Origin of the sequence: Bradyrhizobium sp. STM 3843 (assembly GCF_000239815.1) — a bacterium.
Classification (GTDB): Bacteria; Pseudomonadota; Alphaproteobacteria; order Rhizobiales; family Xanthobacteraceae; genus Bradyrhizobium.
Genome location: NZ_CAFK01000157.1, coordinates 47,144 through 67,918, shown reverse-complemented (window position 1 = coordinate 67,918; position 20,775 = coordinate 47,144). Strand labels below are relative to the sequence as shown.

Genomic DNA, 20,775 nt, shown 5'->3' with positions numbered 1-20,775 from the left:
GGGGGTGCCCTTAACTCTCGCTCGTCGCGTCCTTGATCACCTTTTGCAGCGCGTCGCCCTGCATCCGCGCGATGTCGTCCTGGTACTTCAAGAGCGCACCGATGGTGTCGCCGACCACCTCGGCCGTCAGGCCGCGGGCGTCCAGCTCGGTGAGCGCGGTGGCCCAATCCAGCGTCTCGGCCACTCCGGGCGACTTGTAGAAGTCCTGGTCGCGCAACGCCTGCACGAAACGAACGATCTGCTGCGACAGCCGCTGCGAGATGCCGGGCAGCCTTGTCTTCACGATCGCAAGCTCGCGCTCGGGCGACGGATAGTCGACCCAGTGATACAGGCAGCGCCGCTTCAGCGCGTCATGGATCTCGCGGGTGCGGTTGGAGGTGATGATCACGATCGGCGGATGCGGCGCCTTGACGGTGCCGAATTCCGGAATCGTGACCTGGAAGTCGGACAGGATCTCCAGCAGATAGGCTTCGAACGCCTCGTCGGCGCGGTCGAGCTCGTCGATCAGGAGCACCGGGGCGCCCGCGACATCCGGCTCCAGCGCCTGCAACAGCGGCCGCTTGATCAGATAGCGCTCGGCGAAAATATCGGACGACAGCTGCTCGCGGTCGACATCGCCGCCGGCCTCGGCCAGCCGGATCGCGATCATCTGCGCCGCGCTATTCCACTCATAGACGGCGGAGGCAACGTCGAGCCCTTCGTAGCATTGCAGGCGGATCAGCTTGCGCCCGAGCGCGGCCGACAAGACCTTGGCGATCTCGGTCTTGCCGACGCCGGCCTCGCCCTCCAGGAACAGCGGCCGGCCCATGCGCAGCGCCAGATAGGTCACCGTCGCCAGCGCCCGCTCGGCCAGGTAGCCGCGCGAGGATAGCAGCTCGAGCATCGCGTCGACCGATGCTGGCAATGAAGCTGCACTCATGAGCGCGTCCGCCTTTTGCTCGTCACCGCCGAGATCACGAAGCCGGCGCCTCCGGCTCAGCGGCCCCTTCTGATTCCGCCGACGCCTTGGCCTCGGCATTGGCGGCCTCGACCGCACGCCGCGCCAGCACCCCGATCAGATGGGCGCGATATTCGGCGCTGCCGTGGATATCGCTGTTAAGCCCCTCGGCCGGCACATCGATACCTTCCAGCACCTTGGGCGAGAACCGCTTCTGCAGGGCCTCCTCGAACGCGGTGACGCGGAACACGCCGTTGGCGCCGGCGCCGGTGACCGCGACCCGCACGTCCGACGGACGCCGCGCCACGAACACGCCAACCAACGCGTAGCGCGAGGCCTGGTTGCGAAACTTCACGTAAGCCGCCTTCTTCGGCAGCGGGAAGCTGACCTTGGTGATGATCTCGTCCGGCTCGAGCGCGGTCGTGAACAGGCCCTGGAAATATTCCTCCGCCTTCAGCTTGCGCTTGTTGGTGACGATAGTCGCGCCGAGCGCAAGACAGGCGGCGGGGTAATCCGCGGTTGGATCGTTATTGGCCAGCGAGCCGCCGATGGTGCCGCGGTGGCGCACGGCCGGATCGCCGATCAGTCCGGCCAGATGCGCCAGCGCCGGGATCGCCTCGCCGACCGTGGCGGAGTTCGCCACCTCGGCATGACGCGCGGTGGCACCGATCACGAGCGCGCGGCCCTTGACCTCGATCTCGTTCAAGCCCTCGATATGCGAGAGGTCGACCAGATGCGGCGGGCTCGCCAGCCGCTGCTTCATGACGGGGAGCAGCGTGTGGCCGCCGGCGATCAGCTTGGCGTCTTCGTTCTTGACCAGAAGATTGGCGGCCTGCCGCACCGTGCCCGGGCGGTGATATTTGAATTCGTACATGGGAATGTCCTGACGCGGGGATGCGCGGGAATTAGGCGAGGTCCGATTTTGCCATGGCCTTGGCGCCGGCGGCGATCGATTGCACGATATTCTGGTAGCCGGTGCAGCGGCACAGATTGCCTTCGAGCTCTTCGCGGATGGTCTCCTCGCTGAGATCGTGGCCCTTGCGATGCACCATGTCGACCGCCGTCATGATCATGCCGGGCGTGCAGAAACCGCACTGCAGGCCGTGATTCTCGCGGAACGCTTCCTGCATCGGATGCAGCGGCGCGCCATCCGGCGCCAGCCCCTCGATGGTCCTGACCTCGTGGCCGTCGGCCATCACCGCAAGGGTCGTGCAGGACTTCACCGCCTTGCCGTCGAGATGCACGACGCAGGCGCCGCATTGCGAGGTGTCGCAGCCGACATGGGTGCCGGTGAGACGCAGATTCTCGCGCAGGAACTGCACGAGAAGCGTCCGCGGGTCGACATTCGCCGTGACGGGGTTACCGTTCACAATCAGGGAAATCTTGGCCATTCAGAACTCTCTATCATCCGCGCCACAGCATTGCACTGCAGCACAGCCCGGCAAAATCAGTCGAAAACCATCATATGGGCCGAACCCGCGGCGGGCAACCTCGCGAGCCCTCAACCCAAATGACGTGATGGATCGAATTATCCCTGCACGGCCTTGGCGAAATTGGCGAAAAACTCGTCGGCAAGCTTCTTCGCCGCGCCGTTGATCAAGCGCTGCCCGAGCTGCGCCAGCTTGCCGCCGATCTGCGCCTCGACATTGTAGGAGAGCAACGTGCCGCCGTCCTTGTCGGACAGCGCGACCGTCGCGCCGCCCTTTGCAAAGCCGGCGACCCCGCCCTCGCCTTCGCCCGTGATCTTGTAGCCGTTCGGCGGATCGAGATCGCTCAAGGTGACCTTGCCCTTGAAGCGCGCCGAGACCGGCCCGACCTTCATCTTGGCGGTGGCGCGAAAACCATTGTCCTCGGTCCTCTCTAATTCCTCGCAGCCGGGGATGCAGGCCTTGAGAACCTCGGGATCGTTGAGCTTGGCCCACACGGCCTCGCGCGGTGCCGGCAGCTGAACCTCGCCTGTCATCGTCATCGCCATGTGGAAGCTCCCCGGATGGTTTGGTTTAGGGTACTCAACTAATGCACTGCCGCCACAAAGGAAAGGGTGCGATGCGAGCGGGGGCGATGCAGAATCGCTGGTGCAGCCGCACACTCCGCCCTTTGCAATTGGCACAGGCGAACAGGAATGGTTAGGTCGCCCCAGAATCTGCATGATTCTGCAAAGTGGTGCTTCGCTTAGGACAAGGACCTTGCCCCATGCCGATGATCGATGCCGACGGCTGCCTCATCAATGTCACGGTGGAAGGCCGCGACGGCGGACCGACCCTGATGCTGTCGAACTCGCTCGGCTGCACCCTGCAGATGTGGGAGCCGCAGATGCGCGCCTTCACCCAGGTGTTCCGGGTGATCCGCTATGACCGGCGCGGCCACGGCCGATCCAGCGTCCCGCACGGCCCCTATTCGGTCGAGCGATTCGGCCGCGACGCACTCGCGATCCTCGACGACCTCAACATCGAGAAGGTGCATTGGTGCGGCCTGTCGATGGGCGGCATGGTCGGGCAATGGCTCGGCGCCAACGCGCCGGAGCGGCTCGGCAAACTCGTGCTTGCCAACACCACCTGCTACTTCCCCGATCGGACCATGTGGGACAACCGTATTAAGGCAGTCAATGAAGGCGGGCTCGCCGCAGTCGCCGACACCGTGATCGCGAGCTGGCTCAGTCAGGACTTCCGCGATCGCAACCCGATTGTCGCTGGACAAACCAAAGCGATGCTGCTGGCGACGCCGGTCGACGGCTATCTCGCCTCCTGCGAGGCGCTGCGCACGCTCGACTTGCGCGAGGCACTGCCCAAGATCAAGAGCCCGACGCTGGTGATCGCGGGCCGCTTCGACAAGTCGACGCCGATCACGATGGCTGAGGCGATCCGCAGCCAGATCCCCGGCGCCAGCATGACCATCCTGGATGCCGCGCACATCTCCAACATCGAAGCGACGCTCGCTTTCAACGACGCGGTGCTCGGCTTTCTGACCCAGCGCTGAGTTCGGCTCGTACGAGCTTGATCAAAGTCAACGGTACCCAGGGCGGAGACTGGTAAGGCTCGGCGGACCCCAGCAAGGCCATTGAGGCCGCAATGTCCGAAGATTGCCGGAACCGAGCGATGTCGCAGAACGTCAGCGAACCGGCGACGACGAGTTCCGACGGGACCGCGCTGCCGGTCAGGGCCGCCGCGGCCGTCATTTCGCGCGATGGGCTGCAAGCGCTGATCGACGCGCTGGCCGCCGATCATTGCGTGCTGGGGCCGACCGTGCGCGACGGCGCCATCGTCTATGACGAAATCGCCAAGCTCTCACAACTCCCCGCCGGATGGACCGACAATCAGGACGCTGGCAGATATCGTCTGGAACGACGCGCGGATGACGCGCTGTTCGGCTTTGCCGTCGGCCCGGAATCCTGGAAACGCTTTCTTCATCCGCCCGTGGAGACGCTGTGGACCGCGCGCCGCGATAATGACGGATTTTCGATCGAGGCCCCTTCCGTCACGCGGCGCAAATTCGCCTTCATCGGCGTGCGCGCCTGCGAAATCCACGCCATGGCGATCCAGGACAAGGTGTTCTTGGCGGGCGCTTATGCGGACCCCGGCTATGGATCGCGGCGACGGGATGCGTTCATCGTCGCCGTCAATTGTGCTGAGGCCGGAGGCACATGCTTCTGTGTCTCGATGGGAACGGGCCCGCAGGCGGAGAGCGGCTTTGATCTTGCGCTGACCGAGCTGCACGACGGATCACGCCACGATTTCCTGGTCGAGGTCGGGAGTGACGAAGGCGCCAGCTTGCTGAGCCGCCTGCCCCAGCGCCGCGCTGATGATGCTGACCTCGAAGCGGCCGCCGCGGTCATCGCGCAGACGCGGAGCCAAATGGGCCGGACGCTCGACACCGACGGCATCAAGGATTTGCTTCAGACGAACGCCAACCACCCGCGCTGGGACGACGTCGCCGCGCGATGTCTCACCTGCGGTAATTGCACCATGGTCTGTCCGACCTGCTTCTGCACGACCGTCGAGGACCATAGCGATCTCGCCGGCGCCACGGCGGAGCGGGTCCGCAAATGGGATTCCTGCTTCACGCTGGATTTCTCCTATCTGCACGGCGGCAGCGTGCGGCAAAGCGGCAGCGCGCGTTATCGGCAATGGATCACCCACAAGCTTGCGAGCTGGATCGATCAGTTCGGCACCTCCGGCTGCGTCGGCTGCGGACGCTGCATCACCTGGTGCCCGGTTGGCATCGACATTACGGAGGAAGCGGCCGCCATCCGCGCCCATCCAACCAGCGGAGGACAGCATGGCGGGACTTGAACACATCCTGAGAGAACATGCGTTCTTCGCCGCGTGCCCCGAGGATCAGATCGCGCTGGTCGCCGGCTGCGCCCGCAATCATCGCTTCGATCCAGGCCAATATCTGTTCCGCGAGGGCGATCCGGCGAACGAGTTCTTCCTGATCCGACACGGCAAGGTCGCGCTCGAAATCGCAGCCCCCGCCCAGTCGCCGATCGTCATCTCGACGCTCGGCGAAGGCGAGATCGTCGGGGCCTCGTGGCTGTTGCCACCCTATCGGTGGACCTCTGATGCGCGCGCGGTCGAGCTGGTGCGGGCGGTCGGCATCGACGCAGCCTGCCTGCGCGGCAAATGCGAGGCCGACCACCATCTGGGATACGAGATGATGAAGCGCTTTGCCCCCATCCTGGTGAAGCGTCTCAATGCCACGCGGCTGCAGATCCTCAATGTCTATGGAAAGCGCTGAGATGCCCCTGCTGACCGCAGCGGCCCAGATCGACCCGTTCGTGCCGCAGCTCTACAAAGTCGCGCATGTCCGTCGCGAACTCTCCGATGTGGTGACGCTGGAGATCAAACCGTCGCAAGGGTCCCGGCCGAGCTATGCGCCGGGTCAGTTCAACATGCTCTATGCGTTCGGGATCGGCGAGATCGCGATCAGCATCAGCGGCGATGGCACGGACAGCACAGGCTTCGTGCATACTGTGCGGGACGTTGGCGCCGTGAGCCGGGCGATCGCGGCGCTCGACATCGGGGCCACGCTCGGCGTTCGCGGACCGTTCGGGACGGAATGGCCGGTCACCGCGGCGGAAGGCTCCGACATCCTCATCATTGCCGGCGGCCTCGGTCTGGCCCCGCTGCGGCCCGCCATCACCCACGTGCTCGCCAACCGGGCCCGCTATGGTCGCGTCGCGATCCTGTTCGGCTGCCGCCACCCCGAGGATATTCTGTTCCACGACCAGCTTGCAGCATGGCGGGGACGCCTCGACATCGCCGTCGAGGTCACCGTGGATCATGCCGACAGCAACTGGCACGGCCACGTCGGCGTGGTGCCTGCCTTGATCCCGCGCGTGTCCTTCAGTCCGCACGACACAGTCGCGCTGGTGTGTGGGCCGGAGATCATGATGCGGTTCACGGCCAATGCCCTGCGCGATGCCGGCGTCGCCTCGAACCAGATCTATCTATCGATGGAGCGCAACATGAAGTGCGCAATCGGTCTTTGCGGTCACTGCCAGTTCGGACCGACCTTCGTCTGCAAGGATGGTCCGGTGATGCGGTTCGACAGGATCGAGCGCCTTTTGACCCTCCGGGAGATTTGAGATGGATCGAGACCGGCGTCCGCGGCTCGCGGTCTGGAAATTCGCCTCCTGCGACGGCTGCCAGCTGTCGCTGCTCGATTGCGAGGACGAGCTCCTGACGCTGGCCGGCGCGGTCGAGATTGCCAATTTCCCGGAAGCCTCGAGCGCGGTTCTTGAAGGACCCTACGATCTCTCGCTGGTCGAGGGCTCGATCACGACAGCGCATGATGCGGAACGCATTCTCAAAGTCAGGCAGCAATCCAGGCATCTGGTAACGATCGGCGCTTGTGCAACCAGCGGCGGCATCCAGGCCTTGCGCAATTTCGCCGACGTGAATGATTTCGTCGCGGCGGTCTACGCCTCCCCGCACTACATCTCCACGCTCGCGACATCGACGCCGATCTCGGCGCATGTCACTGTCGACTATGAGCTCCATGGCTGTCCGATCAATAAGGAGCAGCTGATCGAACTGATCTCGGCCTTCCTCGCCGGACGCAAGCCAGCGATCGCCGCCCACAGCGTCTGCATCGAGTGCAAGCAGCGCGGCACCGTGTGCGTGATGGTCCAGGGCCAGCCGTGCCTCGGACCGGTGACCCATGCCGGCTGCGGCGCGATCTGTCCGGCCTACCGGCGCGGCTGTTACGGCTGCTACGGCCCGATGGAGACGCCCAACATGGCCGCACTGGGGCGCGAGTGGCGCACGCTGGGCGCGAGCCCGCGCGATATCCGCCGCGCCTTGCAAACCTTCAACGCCGCAGCCGAACCGTTCCGAAAGGAAAGCGAGGCCCATGCCGACTAAAACGATCAACGTCGACTATCTCGCCCGGGTCGAGGGCGAAGGCGCGCTCGACATCGAGATCACCGGCGATGCCGTCACCTCGGCGCAGTTGCGGATCTTCGAGCCGCCCCGCTTCTTCGAGGCGTTCCTGCGCGGGCGCGGCTACGCCGAGACCCCCGACATCGTCGCCCGCATCTGCGGAATATGTCCGATCGCCTACCAGATGAGCGTGGTCCATGCGATCGAGGATGCGTTCGGGACGAAGGTCGACGGCCAGCTCCGCGCGCTGCGCCGGCTGATCTATTGCGGCGAATGGATCGAGAGCCATGCCCTGCATGTGGTGATGCTGCATGCGCCCGACTTCCTGGGCCTTCCGGATGCGATCCGGATGGCGCGCGATCATGGCGACCTCGTGCGCAGCGCGCTCGCGCTCAAGAAGGCCGGCAACGACATCATGCGCCTGCTCGGCGGACGCGAGATCCATCCCGTCAACGTCAAGCCCGGCGGCTTCCATCGCGTGCCCAGTCGCGCAGAGTTGCAGACGCTGGTGGAGCGCCTGGAGAACGCCCGCAACATCGCCACCGATCTGGTCCGCTGGGTCGCCACCTTTCCATTCCCGGATCTCGAGCGGGACTACGAATTCGTCGCGCTGCGTCACGAGAACGAATATCCGCTCAACGAGGGGCGGCTCGTCTCCAGTTGCGACATCGACATCGATATCGCCGACTATGAATCGGAGTTCGAGGAGCGGCACGTTCCTCACTCCACCGCACTGCATTCGCTCCTGAAGCGGCGCGGCGCCTATCTCGTCGGTCCGCTCGCCCGCTACGCGCTGAATTTCGACCGGTTGCCGTCAACCGTTCAGGCGCTGGCCGAAGAGGTCGGGTTGGATCGGATATGCCGGAACCCGTTCAAGAGCATCGTCGTGCGGGCGATCGAGATCCTGTTCGCCTGCGAAGAGGCGCTTCGCATCATCACAGCCTATGAGCCGCCGGCGGAGGCCGCGGTCCCCCTCGTTCCCCGCGCAGGCACAGGCTTCGGCTGCACCGAGGCGCCGCGCGGCATCTGCTGGCATCGCTATGAGTTCGCAGAAGACGGCACCATCGCGCGGGCACGCATCGTGCCGCCGACATCGCAGAATCAGCCGAGCATCGAGGCGGACCTTGCCGTTGTCGCCGGTTCGCTGCTCGACCAGCCGGACGAGGTCATCCGTGCCCGCTGCGAACAGACCATCCGCAACTATGATCCCTGCATTTCCTGCTCGACGCACTTCCTGAAGCTGACGGTGCATCGGTCGTGAACGATCCCGCGCACAGGCGGATCGCGGTCCTCGGCATCGGCAATGTCGACCGCGGCGATGACGCCGTTGGCGTGGGTGTCGCGCACAGGCTGGCACGACGGCTGCCGTCCGACGTGGCGCTTCTCGTGTGCAATGGCGATATCCTAGGCCTTGTCGAGGACTGGGCGAAATACGACGCGCTGATCTGTGTCGACGCCGCCGCCCCCATGGGAACACCGGGGCGCATCCATCGCCTCGACGCCGCGCAGGATGAGCTGCCCCCCTGCCCATCGCTTGCATCAAGCCATGCCTTCGGTCTGGCCGAGGCGATCGCCCTCGCCCGCGAATTGGGCGTCCTTCCCAACCCCACGATCGTCTACGCGATAGAGGGCGCCTGCTTCGATGCCGGCGGCGCAATCACGCCCAAGGTGGCGGCCGCTCTCGATGCCACGGCTGAACGGATCATCACCGAGATCGGCCGGATGAACAGCCTCGCGGCGCCGGCCGAGACCTGAAGGCGGCGTCGCCGCAACTCAGCTGCAGGTCAGGCCCGATGCGCAGCCGAGTGTTCGACGCCGCGCGTAGCCGGCTGGTCGTCCGATGTCCGCACTCTGGACTGCATCGGCGGCTCGACCAGCATCACGATGGCGGTGCCGAGCAGCAGCATCAACTCGGTGGCGTGCAGCCGCAGCGCCTCGGCCTCGCCCACCCGAGACGCCACCACCATGCTGAAGAAGCTGATGAGGCTGCCAAGCCCGAGCGCAATGCCAAGGGCCTCCTCACCGCCTCCGGCCTTGCGCAGCCGCGGCACGCTGATCAGGATCAGGAAGATTGCAAAGAACGCCGCGACCGTCAGCCGCGCCAGCGCCAACAGCCAGGCCGCGCGCATCGTCCCGACCCCGGCCAGGTGCAGGTAGTCACTCACGAACAGTGCAACCGAGATGTTGGGCCGCTCGAACAGGCCGTGGACGGGCGCGACCATGATCCGGAAAGCAATGATGCTCCAGATCGGAATGAAATAGGCCGCAAGCAGCGCGCCGCTGAAGGAACTGAGCCGCCAGTTCTTGGACATGTCGCTCTCCGCCGTCTCCTGCCCCGAGGACCGTTGCCTCGATCTAACGGAGGTAACGCGCTCAAAATGCGGCGGGCAATTTAAACCCTTTGTTTACCTTAATGGGCGGACGCGGGTGCGACACTACCTGCGCCGGCCTGAGCGAGGTGCCGATGGCAGCTCCCGCTCGCCTCGGACGGAGCGTGCATTAGACTTTAGACCGAAACTCCCTTTGAGACCCAGGCCTCCCCTGAGCCCGCTCTAACCCTGGTTGCAATGGAACAATCTGTTTGTCCGCGATCTCCGATGGCAATTCTGAGGCGGCGGCGTTGCAAAGGTAACACCGCCACCAAACAAGGCGGGAAAAGCCCGCATTTGCGGCAGCGCACTCTGTTGCCGCCTGCAGTTTCTTGCTGTTAGAACCCATCTGTCGCGTCGCCCTGGGGACACTGGGACGGAGTCGCGGCAGGCGGTGGCGGGGGGATCTCCCGATCGGCAGAAGGGGAAACTGCTGTTCGGTCCGTGCCGCGTTGGCGAACCATTGTCGGCAGTTCATGGATTATTTCGCGCAGCAGCTCATCAACGGCCTCGTCCTCGGCTCGATCTACGGCCTGATCGCCATCGGCTACACCATGGTCTATGGCATCGTCGGCATGATCAACTTCGCCCATGGCGACATCTTCATGATCGGTGGCTTCATCGCGCTGATCTCCTTCCTGATCCTGGTATCGATCGGACTGACGGCGGTCCCAGTGATCCTCCTGATCGTGCTCCTGGTTTCGATGGCGATCACCGCCCTCTATGGCTGGACTGTCGAGCGCATCGCGTACCGGCCACTGCGGCACTCGTTCCGGCTGGCGCCGATGCTGTCGGCAATCGGCATGTCGTTCGTCCTCACCAACTACTCGCAAGTGGCGCAGGGCGCGCGCGTCAAGCCGGTGCCGCCGATCATCACCGGCGGCCACACCCTGCACGAGGGTGCGGAGGGTTTTGTCGTACAGCTGTCAAACGTCCAGATCGTCGTGGTCATCACCACCATCGTTCTGCTCCTGCTGTTCACCTGGCTGGTGTCGCGCACCCGGCTCGGACGCGACATGCGGGCCTGCGAGCAGGATCAGACCATGGCGGCGCTGCTCGGCGTCGACGTCGACCGCACCATCTCCATGACCTTCGTGATCGGCGCAGCGCTCGCCGCGGTCGCCGGCATGATGTACCTGCTCTATTACGGCCTGGTCGATTTCTTCATGGGCTTCGTCGCCGGCATCAAAGCGTTCACCGCCGCTGTGCTCGGCGGCATCGGCTCCCTGCCCGGTGCGATGCTCGGCGGCCTTGCGATCGGCCTGATCGAGACCTTCTGGTCGGCCTATTTCTCGGTCGAATACAAGGACGTCGCGGCGTTCTCGATCCTGATCGTGGTCTTGATCTTCCTTCCGACCGGCCTGCTCGGCCGGCCCGAAATCGAAAAAGTCTGAACGGTCATCCGCGTGAGCGCGCCCTTTCCCGCATCCTCGAAAGCCAGCCACCCGATGGGGGCGGCCGCCATCCTCAAGAAAGCCTTCCTGAGCGCGCTGGTCGCACTCGGCCTGTTTTCGCTGATGGTCGGTATCCGCACTGAAGCCGGTCCGACCGGACAACTGATCTATTGGACCCGCTTCAACGAACTCGCCGGACTCGTGGCCGCGGTGTTCGTCGGCTCGATCGCGGTCGAGCTGTTCCGGCGGTGGCTCGGGCCACGGGGTGGCACGGCCGTGCTGATCCCGCCTGTTGTCGGGCGCGGCATGGCGCTGGCTGGCCAGTTCCTGGCACCGGCGCTGCTCATCTTCACGCTGCTGGTGCCCGTGATCTTCTACAACCAGCGCTACATTCTCGATCTCGCGATCCTGGTCCTGACCTATGTCATGCTGGGCTGGGGCCTTAACGTCGTGGTCGGGCTCGCGGGCCTGCTCGACCTCGGCTATGTCGCCTTCTACGCGGTCGGCGCCTATTCCTACGGCCTGCTGTCGACCACATTCGACCTGTCGTTCTGGGTCTGCCTGCCGCTCGCCGGTATCCTCGCCGCCTTCTGGGGCGTGCTGCTCGGCTTTCCCGTGCTGCGGCTGCGCGGCGACTATCTGGCCATCGTCACGCTTGCCTTCGGCGAGATCATCCGCCTTGTCATCCTCAACTGGCAGAGCCTAACCGGCGGACCGAACGGCATCTCCGGTATTCCCCGCCCGAGCCTGTTCGGCATTCCGCTGACGCCCGGTCCCGATGGGCTGGCCGCCAAGCTCGGCATTCCGTTCTCGCCGACCCACCGCATCGTGCTCCTGTTCTACCTGATCCTGGCGCTGGCGCTGCTCACCAACTGGGTGACGATCCGGTTGCGCCGGCTGCCGATCGGGCGAGCCTGGGAGGCGTTGCGCGAGGACGAGGTCGCCTGCCGCGCACTCGGCATCAACACCACCACGACCAAGCTCACCGCCTTCGCAACCGGCGCGATGTTCGGCGGCTTCGCCGGCGCCTTCTTCGCCACCCGCCAAGGCTTCATCAGCCCGGAATCCTTCACCTTCCAGGAATCGGCGCTCGTGCTCGCCATCGTCGTGCTCGGCGGCATGGGCTCGCAGCTCGGCGTGGCGCTGGCTGCGCTTGCGATGATCGGCGGCTTCGAACTGTTCCGCGGCCTTGAGACCTACCGCATGCTGGTGTTCGGGCTCGCGATGGTGCTGCTGATGATCTGGCGGCCGCGCGGCATCATCGGCCATCGCGCGCCGACGGTCTACTTGCAGAAGTCGGAGGCAATTTCGTCCGACCTCGTCCAGGAGGGTCACGGATGAACGCCGCTCCGATCCTCAGCGTCGAGCATCTGACGATGCGTTTTGGCGGCATCGTCGCCGTCAGCGATCTGTCCTTCACCGCAGGACGCCGGCAGATCACGGCCCTGATCGGCCCCAACGGGGCCGGCAAGACCACCGTGTTCAACTGCATCACCGGCTTCTACAAGCCGACATCAGGCGCGATCTGCCTGACGCATGAGGACGGCGCCCGCTACGAGATGCAGAAGCTGAAAGACTTCAACATCTCCAAGTTGGCCAAGGTCGCGCGTACCTTCCAGAACATCCGCCTGTTCCCCGGCATGACTGCGCTGGAGAACCTGATGGTCGCGCAGCACAATGCGCTGATGCGCGCCTCGGGCTTCACCGTGCTCGGGCTGTTCGGTGTTCCCTCCTGGCGCAGCGCCGAGCGCGAGGCGATCGAGCGGGCGACCTTCTGGCTCAAGCGCATCGGCCTGCTGGATCGCGCCGATGATGCCGCCGGCAATCTCGCTTATGGCGACCAGCGCCGGCTGGAGATCGCGCGCGCGATGTGCACCGAACCGGCGCTGCTCTGCCTCGATGAACCGGCCGCGGGCCTCAATGCGCGCGAGAGCGGCGCGTTGAGCGAATTGCTGCTGTCGATCCGCGCCGATCAAGGCACCTCGATCCTGCTGATCGAGCATGACATGAGCGTGGTGATGGAAATCTCGGATCGCGTCGTGGTGATGGATTATGGCGTCAAGATCGCCGAGGGCGCGCCCAGCGATATCAGAGACGATCCGAAGGTGATCGCGGCCTATCTCGGCACCGACGAGGAAGAGGCCGCCGCCGTGATGGAGGCCCAGGCGTGAGCGCCCCCCTGCTCGCGATCCGCAGCCTGCGTGCGGCCTATGGCAAGATTGAAGCGCTCAAGGGCGTCGATCTCGACATCAAGTCTGGCGAGATCGTGGCGCTGATCGGCGCCAATGGCGCCGGCAAGTCGACCTTGATGATGACGATCTTCGGGCGGCCGCGCGCGAGCTCGGGCCAGATCCTGTTCGACGGCGCCGACATCACCCAGGTGCCGACCCATCAGATCGCCCGGCTCAAGATCGCGCAGTCGCCGGAAGGCCGGCGCATCTTTCCGCGCATGAGCGTGGCGGAAAATCTGCAGATGGGGGCCGACGCCACCGAGACCAGCGAGGCGGAACGCGCGATCAGCCTGGAGCGCGTGTTTGCGTTGTTCCCGCGGTTGAAGGAGCGGATGGATCAGCGTGGTGGCACCCTGTCCGGCGGTGAGCAGCAGATGCTGGCAATCGGCCGCGCCCTGATGAGCCGTCCGCGCCTACTACTTTTGGACGAGCCCTCGCTCGGTCTGGCGCCGCTGATCGCGCGACAGATTTTTGACGCGATCCGCACGCTCAACCGGCAGGATGGGCTCACGGTGCTGATCGTCGAACAGAACGCCAATCATGCGCTGAAACTCGCCCATCGCGGCTATGTCCTGGTCAACGGCCTGATTACGCTGGCCGGCTCCGGCGCTGAGTTGCTGCAGCGGCCGGAGATCCGCGCCGCCTATCTCGAAGGCGGCCGGCACGGCTAAGGTCTCTATCCGGCAGATTTCGTTACCAGCGTCATCTGCCCGAAATTAGCCGGTGACTTCGTGGTAAAATCAGCCACAATGCGCGCGCTCTTCCAACCCGGCCGTCCCGGGACGTCCGTATCGATCATGCGAGGATTTCTCATGAAACCACTCAAACTCTTCGGCTTGGCTCTGGGCGCGACGCTTGCGCTCTCGACGGCAGCGCTGGCGGATGACCTCACCATTGCGGTGGCCGGTCCCATGACCGGCACCGAGTCCGCGTTCGGACGACAGATGAAAAACGGCGCTGAGATGGCGGTCGCGGACATCAATGCTGCCGGCGGCGTGCTCGGCAAGAAGCTCGCGCTCGACACCGAGGACGATGCCTGCGATCCCAAGCAGGCGCGATCGGTCGCCGAGAAGATCGCCGGCCAAGGCATTCCGTTTGTCGCCGGACATTACTGCTCGTCGTCGTCGATCCCGGCCTCCGAGGCCTATGCCGACGGCAACGTGCTGCAGATCACCCCGGCCTCGACCAATCCGACCTTCACCGAGCGCAAGCTCTGGAACGTCGCCCGTGTCTGCGGCCGTGACGACCAGCAGGGTGCGGTTGCCGCCGCCTACATCGCGAAGAACTTCAAGGGCAAGAACATCGCGATCCTCAACGACAAGACCACCTACGGCAAGGGCTTGGCCGACGAGACCAAGAAGGCGCTCAACAAGGCCGGCGTCACCGAGAAGCTCTATGAGTCCTACAACAAGGGCGACAAGGACTTCAACGCGATCGTCTCGCGCCTGAAGCGTGAGAACATCGATCTCGTCTATGTCGGCGGCTATCACCAGGAAGCCGGTCTGATCCTGCGCCAGATGCGCGATCAGGGCCTCAAGACGATCCTGATGGCCGGCGATGCGATGGCCGACAAGGAATATGCCTCGATCACCGGGCCTGCTGGCGAAGGCACGCTCTTCACCTTCGGCCCCGACCCGCGCAAGAAGCCGACGGCCGCCTCGATCGTCGATAAGTTCAAGGCCAAGAACATCGACCCCGAAGGCTACACGCTCTACACCTACGCCGCGATGCAGGTGTGGTCGCAGGCGGCGAAGAAGGCCGGAACCACGGACGCCAAGAAGGTGATGGACACCATCAAGGCGGGTTCCTGGGACACCGTGATCGGCAAGCTCCAATACGACTCCAAGGGCGACATCAAGCAGCTCGACTACGTCGTCTACAAGTGGGACGCCAGCGGCAACTACGCCGAGATCAACCCCAAGGGTTCTTAGTCAAGAAGGGGTCTTGATCAGCTTCCAACCGTAGCTACAAACGTCAAGCGCCCCGGCATGCCGGGGCGCTTTCGTTTTTGCGCAAGATCTTGGAACAAGATCTCCGAAACAGGAACTTGGACCGAGAGCTTGGAAGCGATCGTCAGGCCGAGGCTGCGATCGTCGTTCCGTTCGCATCCGGCTGCGCGACGGCAGTTCGCGCGGCAGCGACGGCATGCATCAGCTCTGCCGGTCGGAACGGCTTCTGCAGATAGACCACGCGGGTCAGCTCTTCGGACAGCGCGGCACCATCAAAGGCCGTCATGCCGGAGACCGCGACAACCGGCAGATCGGGAACAATCTCGCGCAGCCTCGCGACCAGGTCGAGACCATTCGCGTCACCCAAGAAAACGTCGACGATTGCCGCATCGCACGGCGTTTCCCGAAAGACTTGCAGGCCGGCGGAAGCGCTCGCGGCTTCGACGACGTCGAAGTGATTCACGCGCAGCACCATGCTGATCATCGCGCGTACATCTTTCTGATCGTCGACAACGAGAATACGCGGCATAAACGGCTCCAGCATTTTGTCGAATTGCTACAGCGACGAAGCCAACTTAGATACAACTAAGGGTTTTTATGCGACCTGGGGTAAAGGTGCAGTTACCGCATTGTATGGCACTCACATAGGACAAGATTTTGATCGGTAAAATGTAACCTCAATTGATTGAGACGAAGGGCAGGCGGAGACGCAGCTGGACCTCGGCGCGCGTATCGCCGGCCCGCAGGAAGGGGTCATGGAGACCGCCCGAAACGAACACGACATTTTTCTCTCGACAGCTCCCGCCACGCGCCGCGATCAGACCGCGGCATTGCTCGTGGTGACCGCTTCGGCCATCGCATTCGCGCTCGCCGTCCCGTTTGCAAAGCTGCCGCTCACGCCGGTGCCCGCATTCATCGCGAGCTACCAGTCCGCGCTGGCGCTCAACGATGTGGTCACCGCGATCCTGCTGTTCTCACAATTTGCACTGCTGCGCTCACGTGCATTGCTGGTGCTGGCCTGTGGCTATCTGTTCACCGCATCGGCGACAACGGTCCACACCCTGGTGTTTCCCGGCCTGTTCACGCCGACCGGACTGTTCGGCGCCGGCTCGCAGGCCGCCGTCTGGATCTACATGATCTGGCACGGCGGCTTTCCGCTGTTCGTGCTGGCCTATGTGGAGCTGCGCGGGGACAAGGATGGCAATCGCCTCAGCCGCTCGGCGGCGCGGTCCATCCTGCTTGGCGCTGCTGCGGTGGTCGCCTCGGTCGCAGTCCTGAGCTGGGCAGCGCTCGCGTGGGAGCAGCACCTTCCGATCCTGATCGACCAGGACCTGACCACCTGGAACCTGACCGTCGTGGTTGCGGCGATCTGTGCCGTGACCTGCGTTGCGCTAGTATCGCTGTGGTTGCAGCGCCCGCACAGCGTGTTGGATCTGTGGCTGATGGTCGTGCTCTGTGCCTGGCTGTTCGACATCGGTCTCTCAGCCCTGTTCAACGCGGGGCGCTTCGATCTCGGCTACTATGCCGGCCGCCTCTACGGCCTCGGTGCAGCCAGCTTCGTGCTCGGCATGCTTCTCGTCGACAATATCCAGCTCCAGGCCAAGCTGGCGCGGCTGCTCGGTCGGCTGCGCCTGCAGGCAGCCTCAGAACGCGCGCGCTTCACCGAGCGCGAACATCTGCTCAGCGCTGTCGTTGAATCCTCCAATGACGCGATCATCACCCAATCGCTCGACGGCAAGATCACCTCCTGGAATCGCGCGGCAGAGCATCTGTTCGGCCACCGCGCGGTGGAAGCGATCGGCAGGCATATCGAGCTCATCGTGCCGCCCGATCGGCGCACCGAAGTCGACGACATGCTCGCGCGCATCGTCGCCGGCGAGAAGATCCAGCATCATGAAACGGTGCGCATCCACCAGGACGGCGAGCAGCTCGACGTCTCCTTGAGCATCTCGCCGATCGTTGATGCCGGCGGCGCGATCATCGGCGCCTCAAAGGTCGCGCGCGACATCACCGAGAGCAAGCGCACCCAGCGCGAACTTTCGCGGGAGATCGAGGAACGCCAGCGCATCTTCGAGACATCGCAGGACCTGATCCTGGTCACGGATCCGTCCGGCCGGTTGATGCAGGTGAGCCCGAGCTCGCTCTCCATCCTCGGCTACGATCCGGATGAAATGATCGGCCGCAACAGCGCCGATTTCATTCGTCCCGCCGATCTCGATGCCGCGCGCAGCGAAGTCCGTGCCGCCCGCGCAGGACGGCAGCCTCACAATTTCGAAGCGCAATTCACGCACAGGGACGGACGCGGCGTGGTCCTGAACTGGATCGCGACCTGGTCGGACCCGGTCCAACGCTATTTCTTCGTCGGCCGCGATCTCACCGAGAAGCGCGCCGCAGAAGCACAGTTCCGGCAGGCGCAGAAGATGGAGGCGATCGGTCAGCTGACCGGCGGCGTAGCGCATGATTTCAACAACATCCTGACTGTGATCACCGGCACGGTCGGCATCCTGGCCGATGCGGTCGCCGAACAACCACATCTCGCCTCGATCACCACGATGATCGACGAATCCGCGGAACGGGGCGCGCAGCTGACGCGGCAATTGCTTGCCTTTGCGCGCAAGCAGCCGCTGCAACCGGTTGATCTCGACGTCAATGCGCTGGTGCTCGACGCTGCCAAACTGCTGCGGCCGACGCTCGGCGAGCATATCGAGATCGTCTCGGTGTTGCCCGAGGATGCCTGGAGCGCGCTGGTCGATCCCAACCAACTGACGTCGGCCGTGCTCAATTTGGCCCTGAATGCGCGCGACGCGATGCCGGAGGGAGGCAAGCTCACACTGGAGACCCGCAACGTCGCGCTGGACGACGAATACGCCCGGGCCAACAGCGAAGTGGCTGCTGGCGACTACGTGATGGTCGCGGTCAGTGACACCGGCTCCGGCATTCACCCAGACCATCTCGACAAAGTGTTTGATCCCTTCTTCTCGACCAAGGGGGTCGGCAAGGGCTCCGGCCTCGGCCTCTCCATGGTGTTCGGCTTCGTCAAGCAGTCAGGCGGGCACATCAAGATCTACAGCGAGGTGGATCACGGCACGAGCGTCAAGCTCTATCTGCCGCGATCCGACGCCAAGCCCGTTGCGGCCGCGCCGCCGGCGTCGCGCGAGATCCAGAGCGGGCATGAGACGATCCTGGTCGTCGAGGACGACGAGCTGGTCCGCAAATACGTGGTCACCCAGATTGCGAACCTGGGCTATACGACATTGTCGGCGGCGAATGCCGCCGAGGCGCTCGACATCATCGACAGTGGTGACGAGGTCGATCTCTTGTTCACCGACGTGATCATGCCTGGCAGCATGAACGGCCGCCAGCTTGCGGATGAGGCGCTCAAGCACCGTCCGCGGCTCAAGGTCCTGTTCACGTCCGGCTACACTGAAAATGCCGTGGTCCATCACGGCCGGCTCGACGCCGGCGTGCTGCTCCTGGCCAAGCCCTATCGCAAGGGCGAGCTGGCGCGCATGATCCGGGTCGCGCTCGAACGTTGAGCTCCGACCGGCGTTGCGCTATCGAGCAGACAGGTTGCAGCCGAGGGACCGTCCCGTGAAGAACCTCCTCACCGATGTCAAAGGCGTGCGCGTTGGTCACGCCGACGATCCCAAGCTTGCCTCCGGCGTCACCGCCATCCTGTTCGATGCACCAGCGGTCGCTGCCATCGATATCCGCGGCGGCGGTCCTGGGGTGCGAGATGACGCCGTGCTCGATCCAGTCAACACCGTGGAGCGGATCGACGCGCTTGCATTGTCCGGCGGCTCGGCCTTCGGCCTCGATGCCGGCGGCGGCGTGCAGGCCTGGCTTGCCGAACAGGGACGCGGCTTTGCGGTGCGCGATGCGCTGATCCCGATCGTTCCGGGAGCGATCATTTTCGATCTCTTGAACGGCGGCGACAAGGCGTGGGGACGTTTTGCGCCCTACCGCGATCTCGGCTACGCGGCTGCCGCCGCGGCGGACACCGACTTCAAGCTCGGCAGTGTCGGCGCCGGCCTCGGCGCCACGACCGCGAATTTCAAGGGCGGGCTCGGCTCCGCCTCGGCCTTGACAGCGGGCGGCATCACTGTCGCGGCCCTTGCGGTGGTCAATGCGGTCGGCAGCGTCACGGTCGGCGACGGGCCGTGGTTCTGGGCAGCACCATTCGAGATGAACGGCGAATTCGGCGGCCGCGGCCTGCCCACCTCGTTCACGCCGGACATGCTCGCGATGCGGATCAAGGGCGGCCCGGCGGCGACTGCTGCCGAGAACACCACGGTCTCAGTGGTCGTGACCGACGCGATCCTGACCAAGTCGCAGGCGAAGCGGCTGGCGATGATGGCGCAGACCGGCATGGCGCGCGCGATCTATCCGGTGCATCTGCCGCTCGATGGCGATGTGGTGTTTGCGGCCGCCACCTGCGAAAAGCCGATCGAACCGCTGGTCGAATTGAGCGCGCTCGGCATGACCGCTGCCAACGTGCTGGCGCGGGCCATCGCGCGCGGCGTGTACCACGCGACCGCCCTGCCCTTTGCCGGCGCGCTGCCGGCCTGGCAGGACCGGTTCGGCCGCTGACGAACTCAGGCACTGACCGCGGCGGTCGAGGACGCGGAGCTCGACAATGCGTTCGACTCACGCCGGATCAGCTTCTCGATCAGATTGTACGACGAGGTCGCCGAGCTCGCGCTGGTCGATGCCGCCGGCAGCGTCATCGTCACCTTGGAGCCGTCGGCATAGGTGATGGTGGTCGTCGTCGAGCCGTCGCTATTGCTGGTCGAGCTGCTGGATGCGCCCGACAGCGCCTGCATCAGCGGATCGCTGCTCGAACCGCTGCTGCCGGAGCCGCTGCTGTCCTCGGAGCTCGCGGCGTGATGGTGGCCATGATGGCCGCCTTTCAGCGCCGATTTCAGCTCGTCGAGGCTGACATTGCCATCGCCATTGCTGTCGAGCTTGCCGAACACGCTGTCGGCATTCGCGACATTGGTGCCGCCAGCGCCCAGCGCATTCTCGAATTCGGATTTGCTGATCTGCCCGTCACCATTGGCGTCGATCTGCGAGAACAGGTCCTGCAGCGGATCCTTGGAGGATGTCGTCCCCGATGCACTCGTTCCGGACTGGCTCTGCGCCGAGATCAGGGCGCTCATGGTCGTCGGCGAGATCTGCACCGAGCCGCCGGTGCTCGGCTGCCACGGCGTGAAATTCGCCGACGAACTTGCCGAGCCGGAGCCTCCGAGAAAATCGAACGGGCCCGAGCCGGAGCCGTTCGATTGCCCCGAGCCGGACTTCGACGAGCCCAACGACTGCAGGCTGTCAAGGATCGACGCAGCGGCCCCAAGCGCAAACAACATGGCAGGACTCCGAAAACAACGCCGCAGCATCTCGCGGCAATCAACGTTGCCAAATGTTTCGCAAGTGTCGTGCCAAGGCCAAGCGGCCGGCCAAAGGATTGATTTGTCCCGATATTTTTTCGGTCGACGCGCACGACAGGCCGGGCAATTCG

The 20,775-nt window shown here is 64.6% G+C and carries 21 protein-coding genes; 14 read left to right on the top strand and 7 right to left on the bottom strand.

Annotation, left to right across the window (positions count from 1 at the left end):
• Positions 1 to 10 precede the first annotated feature (10 nt).
• The 4 genes from BRAS3843_RS17590 to BRAS3843_RS17575 form a co-directional block, all read right to left on the bottom strand.
• Positions 11 to 919: a MoxR family ATPase gene (locus BRAS3843_RS17590; protein WP_008970323.1), complete on the bottom strand. Its 909-nt coding sequence runs from the start codon at positions 917 to 919 to the stop codon at positions 11 to 13.
• A 34-nt stretch (positions 920 to 953) separates the two neighbouring features.
• Entirely contained in the window at positions 954 to 1,811 is an 858-nt protein-coding gene (locus BRAS3843_RS17585; protein ID WP_008970322.1) for a xanthine dehydrogenase family protein subunit M, read from the bottom strand.
• 31 nt (positions 1,812 to 1,842) lie between these two features.
• The gene (locus tag BRAS3843_RS17580) at positions 1,843 to 2,328 is read right to left on the bottom strand and encodes a (2Fe-2S)-binding protein (protein ID WP_008970321.1); all 486 of its coding nucleotides are present in this window, start codon (positions 2,326 to 2,328) and stop codon (positions 1,843 to 1,845) included.
• A gap of 137 nt (positions 2,329 to 2,465) precedes the next feature.
• The gene (locus tag BRAS3843_RS17575) at positions 2,466 to 2,912 is read right to left on the bottom strand and encodes a carbon monoxide dehydrogenase subunit G (RefSeq protein WP_008970320.1); all 447 of its coding nucleotides are present in this window, start codon (positions 2,910 to 2,912) and stop codon (positions 2,466 to 2,468) included.
• Positions 2,913 to 3,130: 218 nt separating this feature from the next.
• Here BRAS3843_RS17575 and pcaD point away from each other — a divergent pair, with 218 nt between their 5' ends.
• The 7 genes from pcaD to BRAS3843_RS17540 all read left to right on the top strand — a co-directional run bounded on the left by pcaD (position 3,131) and on the right by BRAS3843_RS17540 (position 9,072).
• The gene (gene pcaD, locus BRAS3843_RS17570; protein ID WP_008970319.1) at positions 3,131 to 3,913 is read left to right on the top strand and encodes a 3-oxoadipate enol-lactonase; all 783 of its coding nucleotides are present in this window, start codon (positions 3,131 to 3,133) and stop codon (positions 3,911 to 3,913) included.
• A gap of 119 nt (positions 3,914 to 4,032) precedes the next feature.
• The gene (locus tag BRAS3843_RS17565; protein ID WP_008970318.1) at positions 4,033 to 5,226 is read left to right on the top strand and encodes a 4Fe-4S dicluster domain-containing protein; all 1,194 of its coding nucleotides are present in this window, start codon (positions 4,033 to 4,035) and stop codon (positions 5,224 to 5,226) included.
• Positions 5,213 to 5,671: a cyclic nucleotide-binding domain-containing protein gene (locus tag BRAS3843_RS17560; RefSeq protein WP_008970317.1), complete on the top strand. Its 459-nt coding sequence runs from the start codon at positions 5,213 to 5,215 to the stop codon at positions 5,669 to 5,671. Before BRAS3843_RS17565 ends, BRAS3843_RS17560 begins: the two co-directional genes overlap by 14 nt.
• Position 5,672: 1 nt before the next feature.
• Positions 5,673 to 6,521 carry an FAD/NAD(P)-binding protein gene (locus tag BRAS3843_RS17555; protein WP_008970316.1) on the top strand — a complete coding sequence of 283 codons (849 nt, stop codon included), beginning with the start codon at positions 5,673 to 5,675 and terminating at the stop codon, positions 6,519 to 6,521.
• 1 nt (position 6,522) lies between these two features.
• Complete coding sequence (locus BRAS3843_RS17550; RefSeq protein WP_008970315.1) at positions 6,523 to 7,299, top strand: oxidoreductase; 777 nt, start codon at positions 6,523 to 6,525, stop codon at positions 7,297 to 7,299.
• Positions 7,289 to 8,578: a Ni/Fe hydrogenase subunit alpha gene (locus BRAS3843_RS17545; RefSeq protein ID WP_008970314.1), complete on the top strand. Its 1,290-nt coding sequence runs from the start codon at positions 7,289 to 7,291 to the stop codon at positions 8,576 to 8,578. Before BRAS3843_RS17550 ends, BRAS3843_RS17545 begins: the two co-directional genes overlap by 11 nt.
• Positions 8,575 to 9,072, top strand: a complete 498-nt coding sequence (locus tag BRAS3843_RS17540; RefSeq protein WP_008970313.1) for a hydrogenase maturation protease — start codon at positions 8,575 to 8,577, stop codon at positions 9,070 to 9,072. Before BRAS3843_RS17545 ends, BRAS3843_RS17540 begins: the two co-directional genes overlap by 4 nt.
• Before the next feature lie 29 nt (positions 9,073 to 9,101).
• Here BRAS3843_RS17540 and BRAS3843_RS17535 read toward each other — a convergent pair whose 3' ends face one another.
• Positions 9,102 to 9,629, bottom strand: coding sequence for a hypothetical protein (locus BRAS3843_RS17535; RefSeq protein ID WP_008970312.1), 528 nt, complete (start codon positions 9,627 to 9,629; stop codon positions 9,102 to 9,104).
• 533 nt (positions 9,630 to 10,162) lie between these two features.
• On the opposite strand from BRAS3843_RS17535, the gene BRAS3843_RS17530 reads away from it, so the two are divergent.
• The 5 genes from BRAS3843_RS17530 to BRAS3843_RS17510 all read left to right on the top strand — a co-directional run bounded on the left by BRAS3843_RS17530 (position 10,163) and on the right by BRAS3843_RS17510 (position 15,242).
• Entirely contained in the window at positions 10,163 to 11,080 is a 918-nt protein-coding gene (locus BRAS3843_RS17530; RefSeq protein ID WP_008970310.1) for a branched-chain amino acid ABC transporter permease, read from the top strand.
• A 54-nt stretch (positions 11,081 to 11,134) separates the two neighbouring features.
• Positions 11,135 to 12,421 (top strand): high-affinity branched-chain amino acid ABC transporter permease LivM, encoded by a 1,287-nt coding sequence (gene livM / locus BRAS3843_RS17525; RefSeq protein WP_008970309.1) that lies wholly within the window; start codon positions 11,135 to 11,137, stop codon positions 12,419 to 12,421.
• The gene (locus tag BRAS3843_RS17520) at positions 12,418 to 13,251 is read left to right on the top strand and encodes an ABC transporter ATP-binding protein (RefSeq protein WP_008970308.1); all 834 of its coding nucleotides are present in this window, start codon (positions 12,418 to 12,420) and stop codon (positions 13,249 to 13,251) included. Before livM ends, BRAS3843_RS17520 begins: the two co-directional genes overlap by 4 nt.
• A complete protein-coding gene (locus tag BRAS3843_RS17515; protein WP_008970307.1) occupies positions 13,248 to 13,982 on the top strand; it encodes an ABC transporter ATP-binding protein in 735 nt (244 codons plus the stop codon). The genes BRAS3843_RS17520 and BRAS3843_RS17515 overlap by 4 nt, the downstream gene beginning before the upstream one ends.
• Before the next feature lie 141 nt (positions 13,983 to 14,123).
• On the top strand, positions 14,124 to 15,242 hold the full coding sequence (locus BRAS3843_RS17510; protein ID WP_008970306.1) for a branched-chain amino acid ABC transporter substrate-binding protein: 1,119 nt from the start codon (positions 14,124 to 14,126) through the stop codon (positions 15,240 to 15,242).
• A 142-nt stretch (positions 15,243 to 15,384) separates the two neighbouring features.
• On the opposite strand, the gene BRAS3843_RS17505 is transcribed toward BRAS3843_RS17510, so the two are convergent.
• Positions 15,385 to 15,789, bottom strand: coding sequence for a response regulator (locus tag BRAS3843_RS17505; protein WP_008970305.1), 405 nt, complete (start codon positions 15,787 to 15,789; stop codon positions 15,385 to 15,387).
• Between the two features lie 226 nt (positions 15,790 to 16,015).
• On the opposite strand from BRAS3843_RS17505, the gene BRAS3843_RS17500 reads away from it, so the two are divergent.
• Positions 16,016 to 18,796 carry a PAS domain S-box protein gene (locus tag BRAS3843_RS17500; RefSeq protein ID WP_008970304.1) on the top strand — a complete coding sequence of 927 codons (2,781 nt, stop codon included), beginning with the start codon at positions 16,016 to 16,018 and terminating at the stop codon, positions 18,794 to 18,796.
• A 55-nt stretch (positions 18,797 to 18,851) separates the two neighbouring features.
• A complete protein-coding gene (locus BRAS3843_RS17495) occupies positions 18,852 to 19,850 on the top strand; it encodes a P1 family peptidase (protein ID WP_008970303.1) in 999 nt (332 codons plus the stop codon).
• 5 nt (positions 19,851 to 19,855) lie between these two features.
• Here BRAS3843_RS17495 and BRAS3843_RS17490 read toward each other — a convergent pair whose 3' ends face one another.
• Complete coding sequence (locus BRAS3843_RS17490) at positions 19,856 to 20,623, bottom strand: EF-hand domain-containing protein (RefSeq protein WP_008970302.1); 768 nt, start codon at positions 20,621 to 20,623, stop codon at positions 19,856 to 19,858.
• Positions 20,624 to 20,775 lie beyond the last annotated feature (152 nt).

What these genes read in the sequence shown, in the direction of transcription:
- BRAS3843_RS17590 (WP_008970323.1), bottom strand. Translation starts at nt 919, where the DNA reads ATGAGTGCAGCTTCATTGCCAGCATCGGTCGACGCGATGCTCGAGCTG.
- BRAS3843_RS17585 (WP_008970322.1), bottom strand. Translation starts at nt 1,811, where the DNA reads ATGTACGAATTCAAATATCACCGCCCGGGCACGGTGCGGCAGGCCGCC.
- BRAS3843_RS17580 (WP_008970321.1), bottom strand. Translation starts at nt 2,328, where the DNA reads ATGGCCAAGATTTCCCTGATTGTGAACGGTAACCCCGTCACGGCGAAT.
- BRAS3843_RS17575 (WP_008970320.1), bottom strand. Translation starts at nt 2,912, where the DNA reads ATGGCGATGACGATGACAGGCGAGGTTCAGCTGCCGGCACCGCGCGAG.
- pcaD (WP_008970319.1), top strand. Translation starts at nt 3,131, where the DNA reads ATGCCGATGATCGATGCCGACGGCTGCCTCATCAATGTCACGGTGGAA.
- BRAS3843_RS17565 (WP_008970318.1), top strand. Translation starts at nt 4,033, where the DNA reads ATGTCGCAGAACGTCAGCGAACCGGCGACGACGAGTTCCGACGGGACC.
- BRAS3843_RS17560 (WP_008970317.1), top strand. Translation starts at nt 5,213, where the DNA reads ATGGCGGGACTTGAACACATCCTGAGAGAACATGCGTTCTTCGCCGCG.
- BRAS3843_RS17555 (WP_008970316.1), top strand. Translation starts at nt 5,673, where the DNA reads ATGCCCCTGCTGACCGCAGCGGCCCAGATCGACCCGTTCGTGCCGCAG.
- BRAS3843_RS17550 (WP_008970315.1), top strand. Translation starts at nt 6,523, where the DNA reads ATGGATCGAGACCGGCGTCCGCGGCTCGCGGTCTGGAAATTCGCCTCC.
- BRAS3843_RS17545 (WP_008970314.1), top strand. Translation starts at nt 7,289, where the DNA reads ATGCCGACTAAAACGATCAACGTCGACTATCTCGCCCGGGTCGAGGGC.
- BRAS3843_RS17535 (WP_008970312.1), bottom strand. Translation starts at nt 9,629, where the DNA reads ATGTCCAAGAACTGGCGGCTCAGTTCCTTCAGCGGCGCGCTGCTTGCG.
- BRAS3843_RS17530 (WP_008970310.1), top strand. Translation starts at nt 10,163, where the DNA reads ATGGATTATTTCGCGCAGCAGCTCATCAACGGCCTCGTCCTCGGCTCG.
- livM (WP_008970309.1), top strand. Translation starts at nt 11,135, where the DNA reads ATGGGGGCGGCCGCCATCCTCAAGAAAGCCTTCCTGAGCGCGCTGGTC.
- BRAS3843_RS17520 (WP_008970308.1), top strand. Translation starts at nt 12,418, where the DNA reads ATGAACGCCGCTCCGATCCTCAGCGTCGAGCATCTGACGATGCGTTTT.
- BRAS3843_RS17510 (WP_008970306.1), top strand. Translation starts at nt 14,124, where the DNA reads ATGAAACCACTCAAACTCTTCGGCTTGGCTCTGGGCGCGACGCTTGCG.
- BRAS3843_RS17505 (WP_008970305.1), bottom strand. Translation starts at nt 15,789, where the DNA reads ATGCCGCGTATTCTCGTTGTCGACGATCAGAAAGATGTACGCGCGATG.
- BRAS3843_RS17500 (WP_008970304.1), top strand. Translation starts at nt 16,016, where the DNA reads ATGGAGACCGCCCGAAACGAACACGACATTTTTCTCTCGACAGCTCCC.
- BRAS3843_RS17490 (WP_008970302.1), bottom strand. Translation starts at nt 20,623, where the DNA reads ATGTTGTTTGCGCTTGGGGCCGCTGCGTCGATCCTTGACAGCCTGCAG.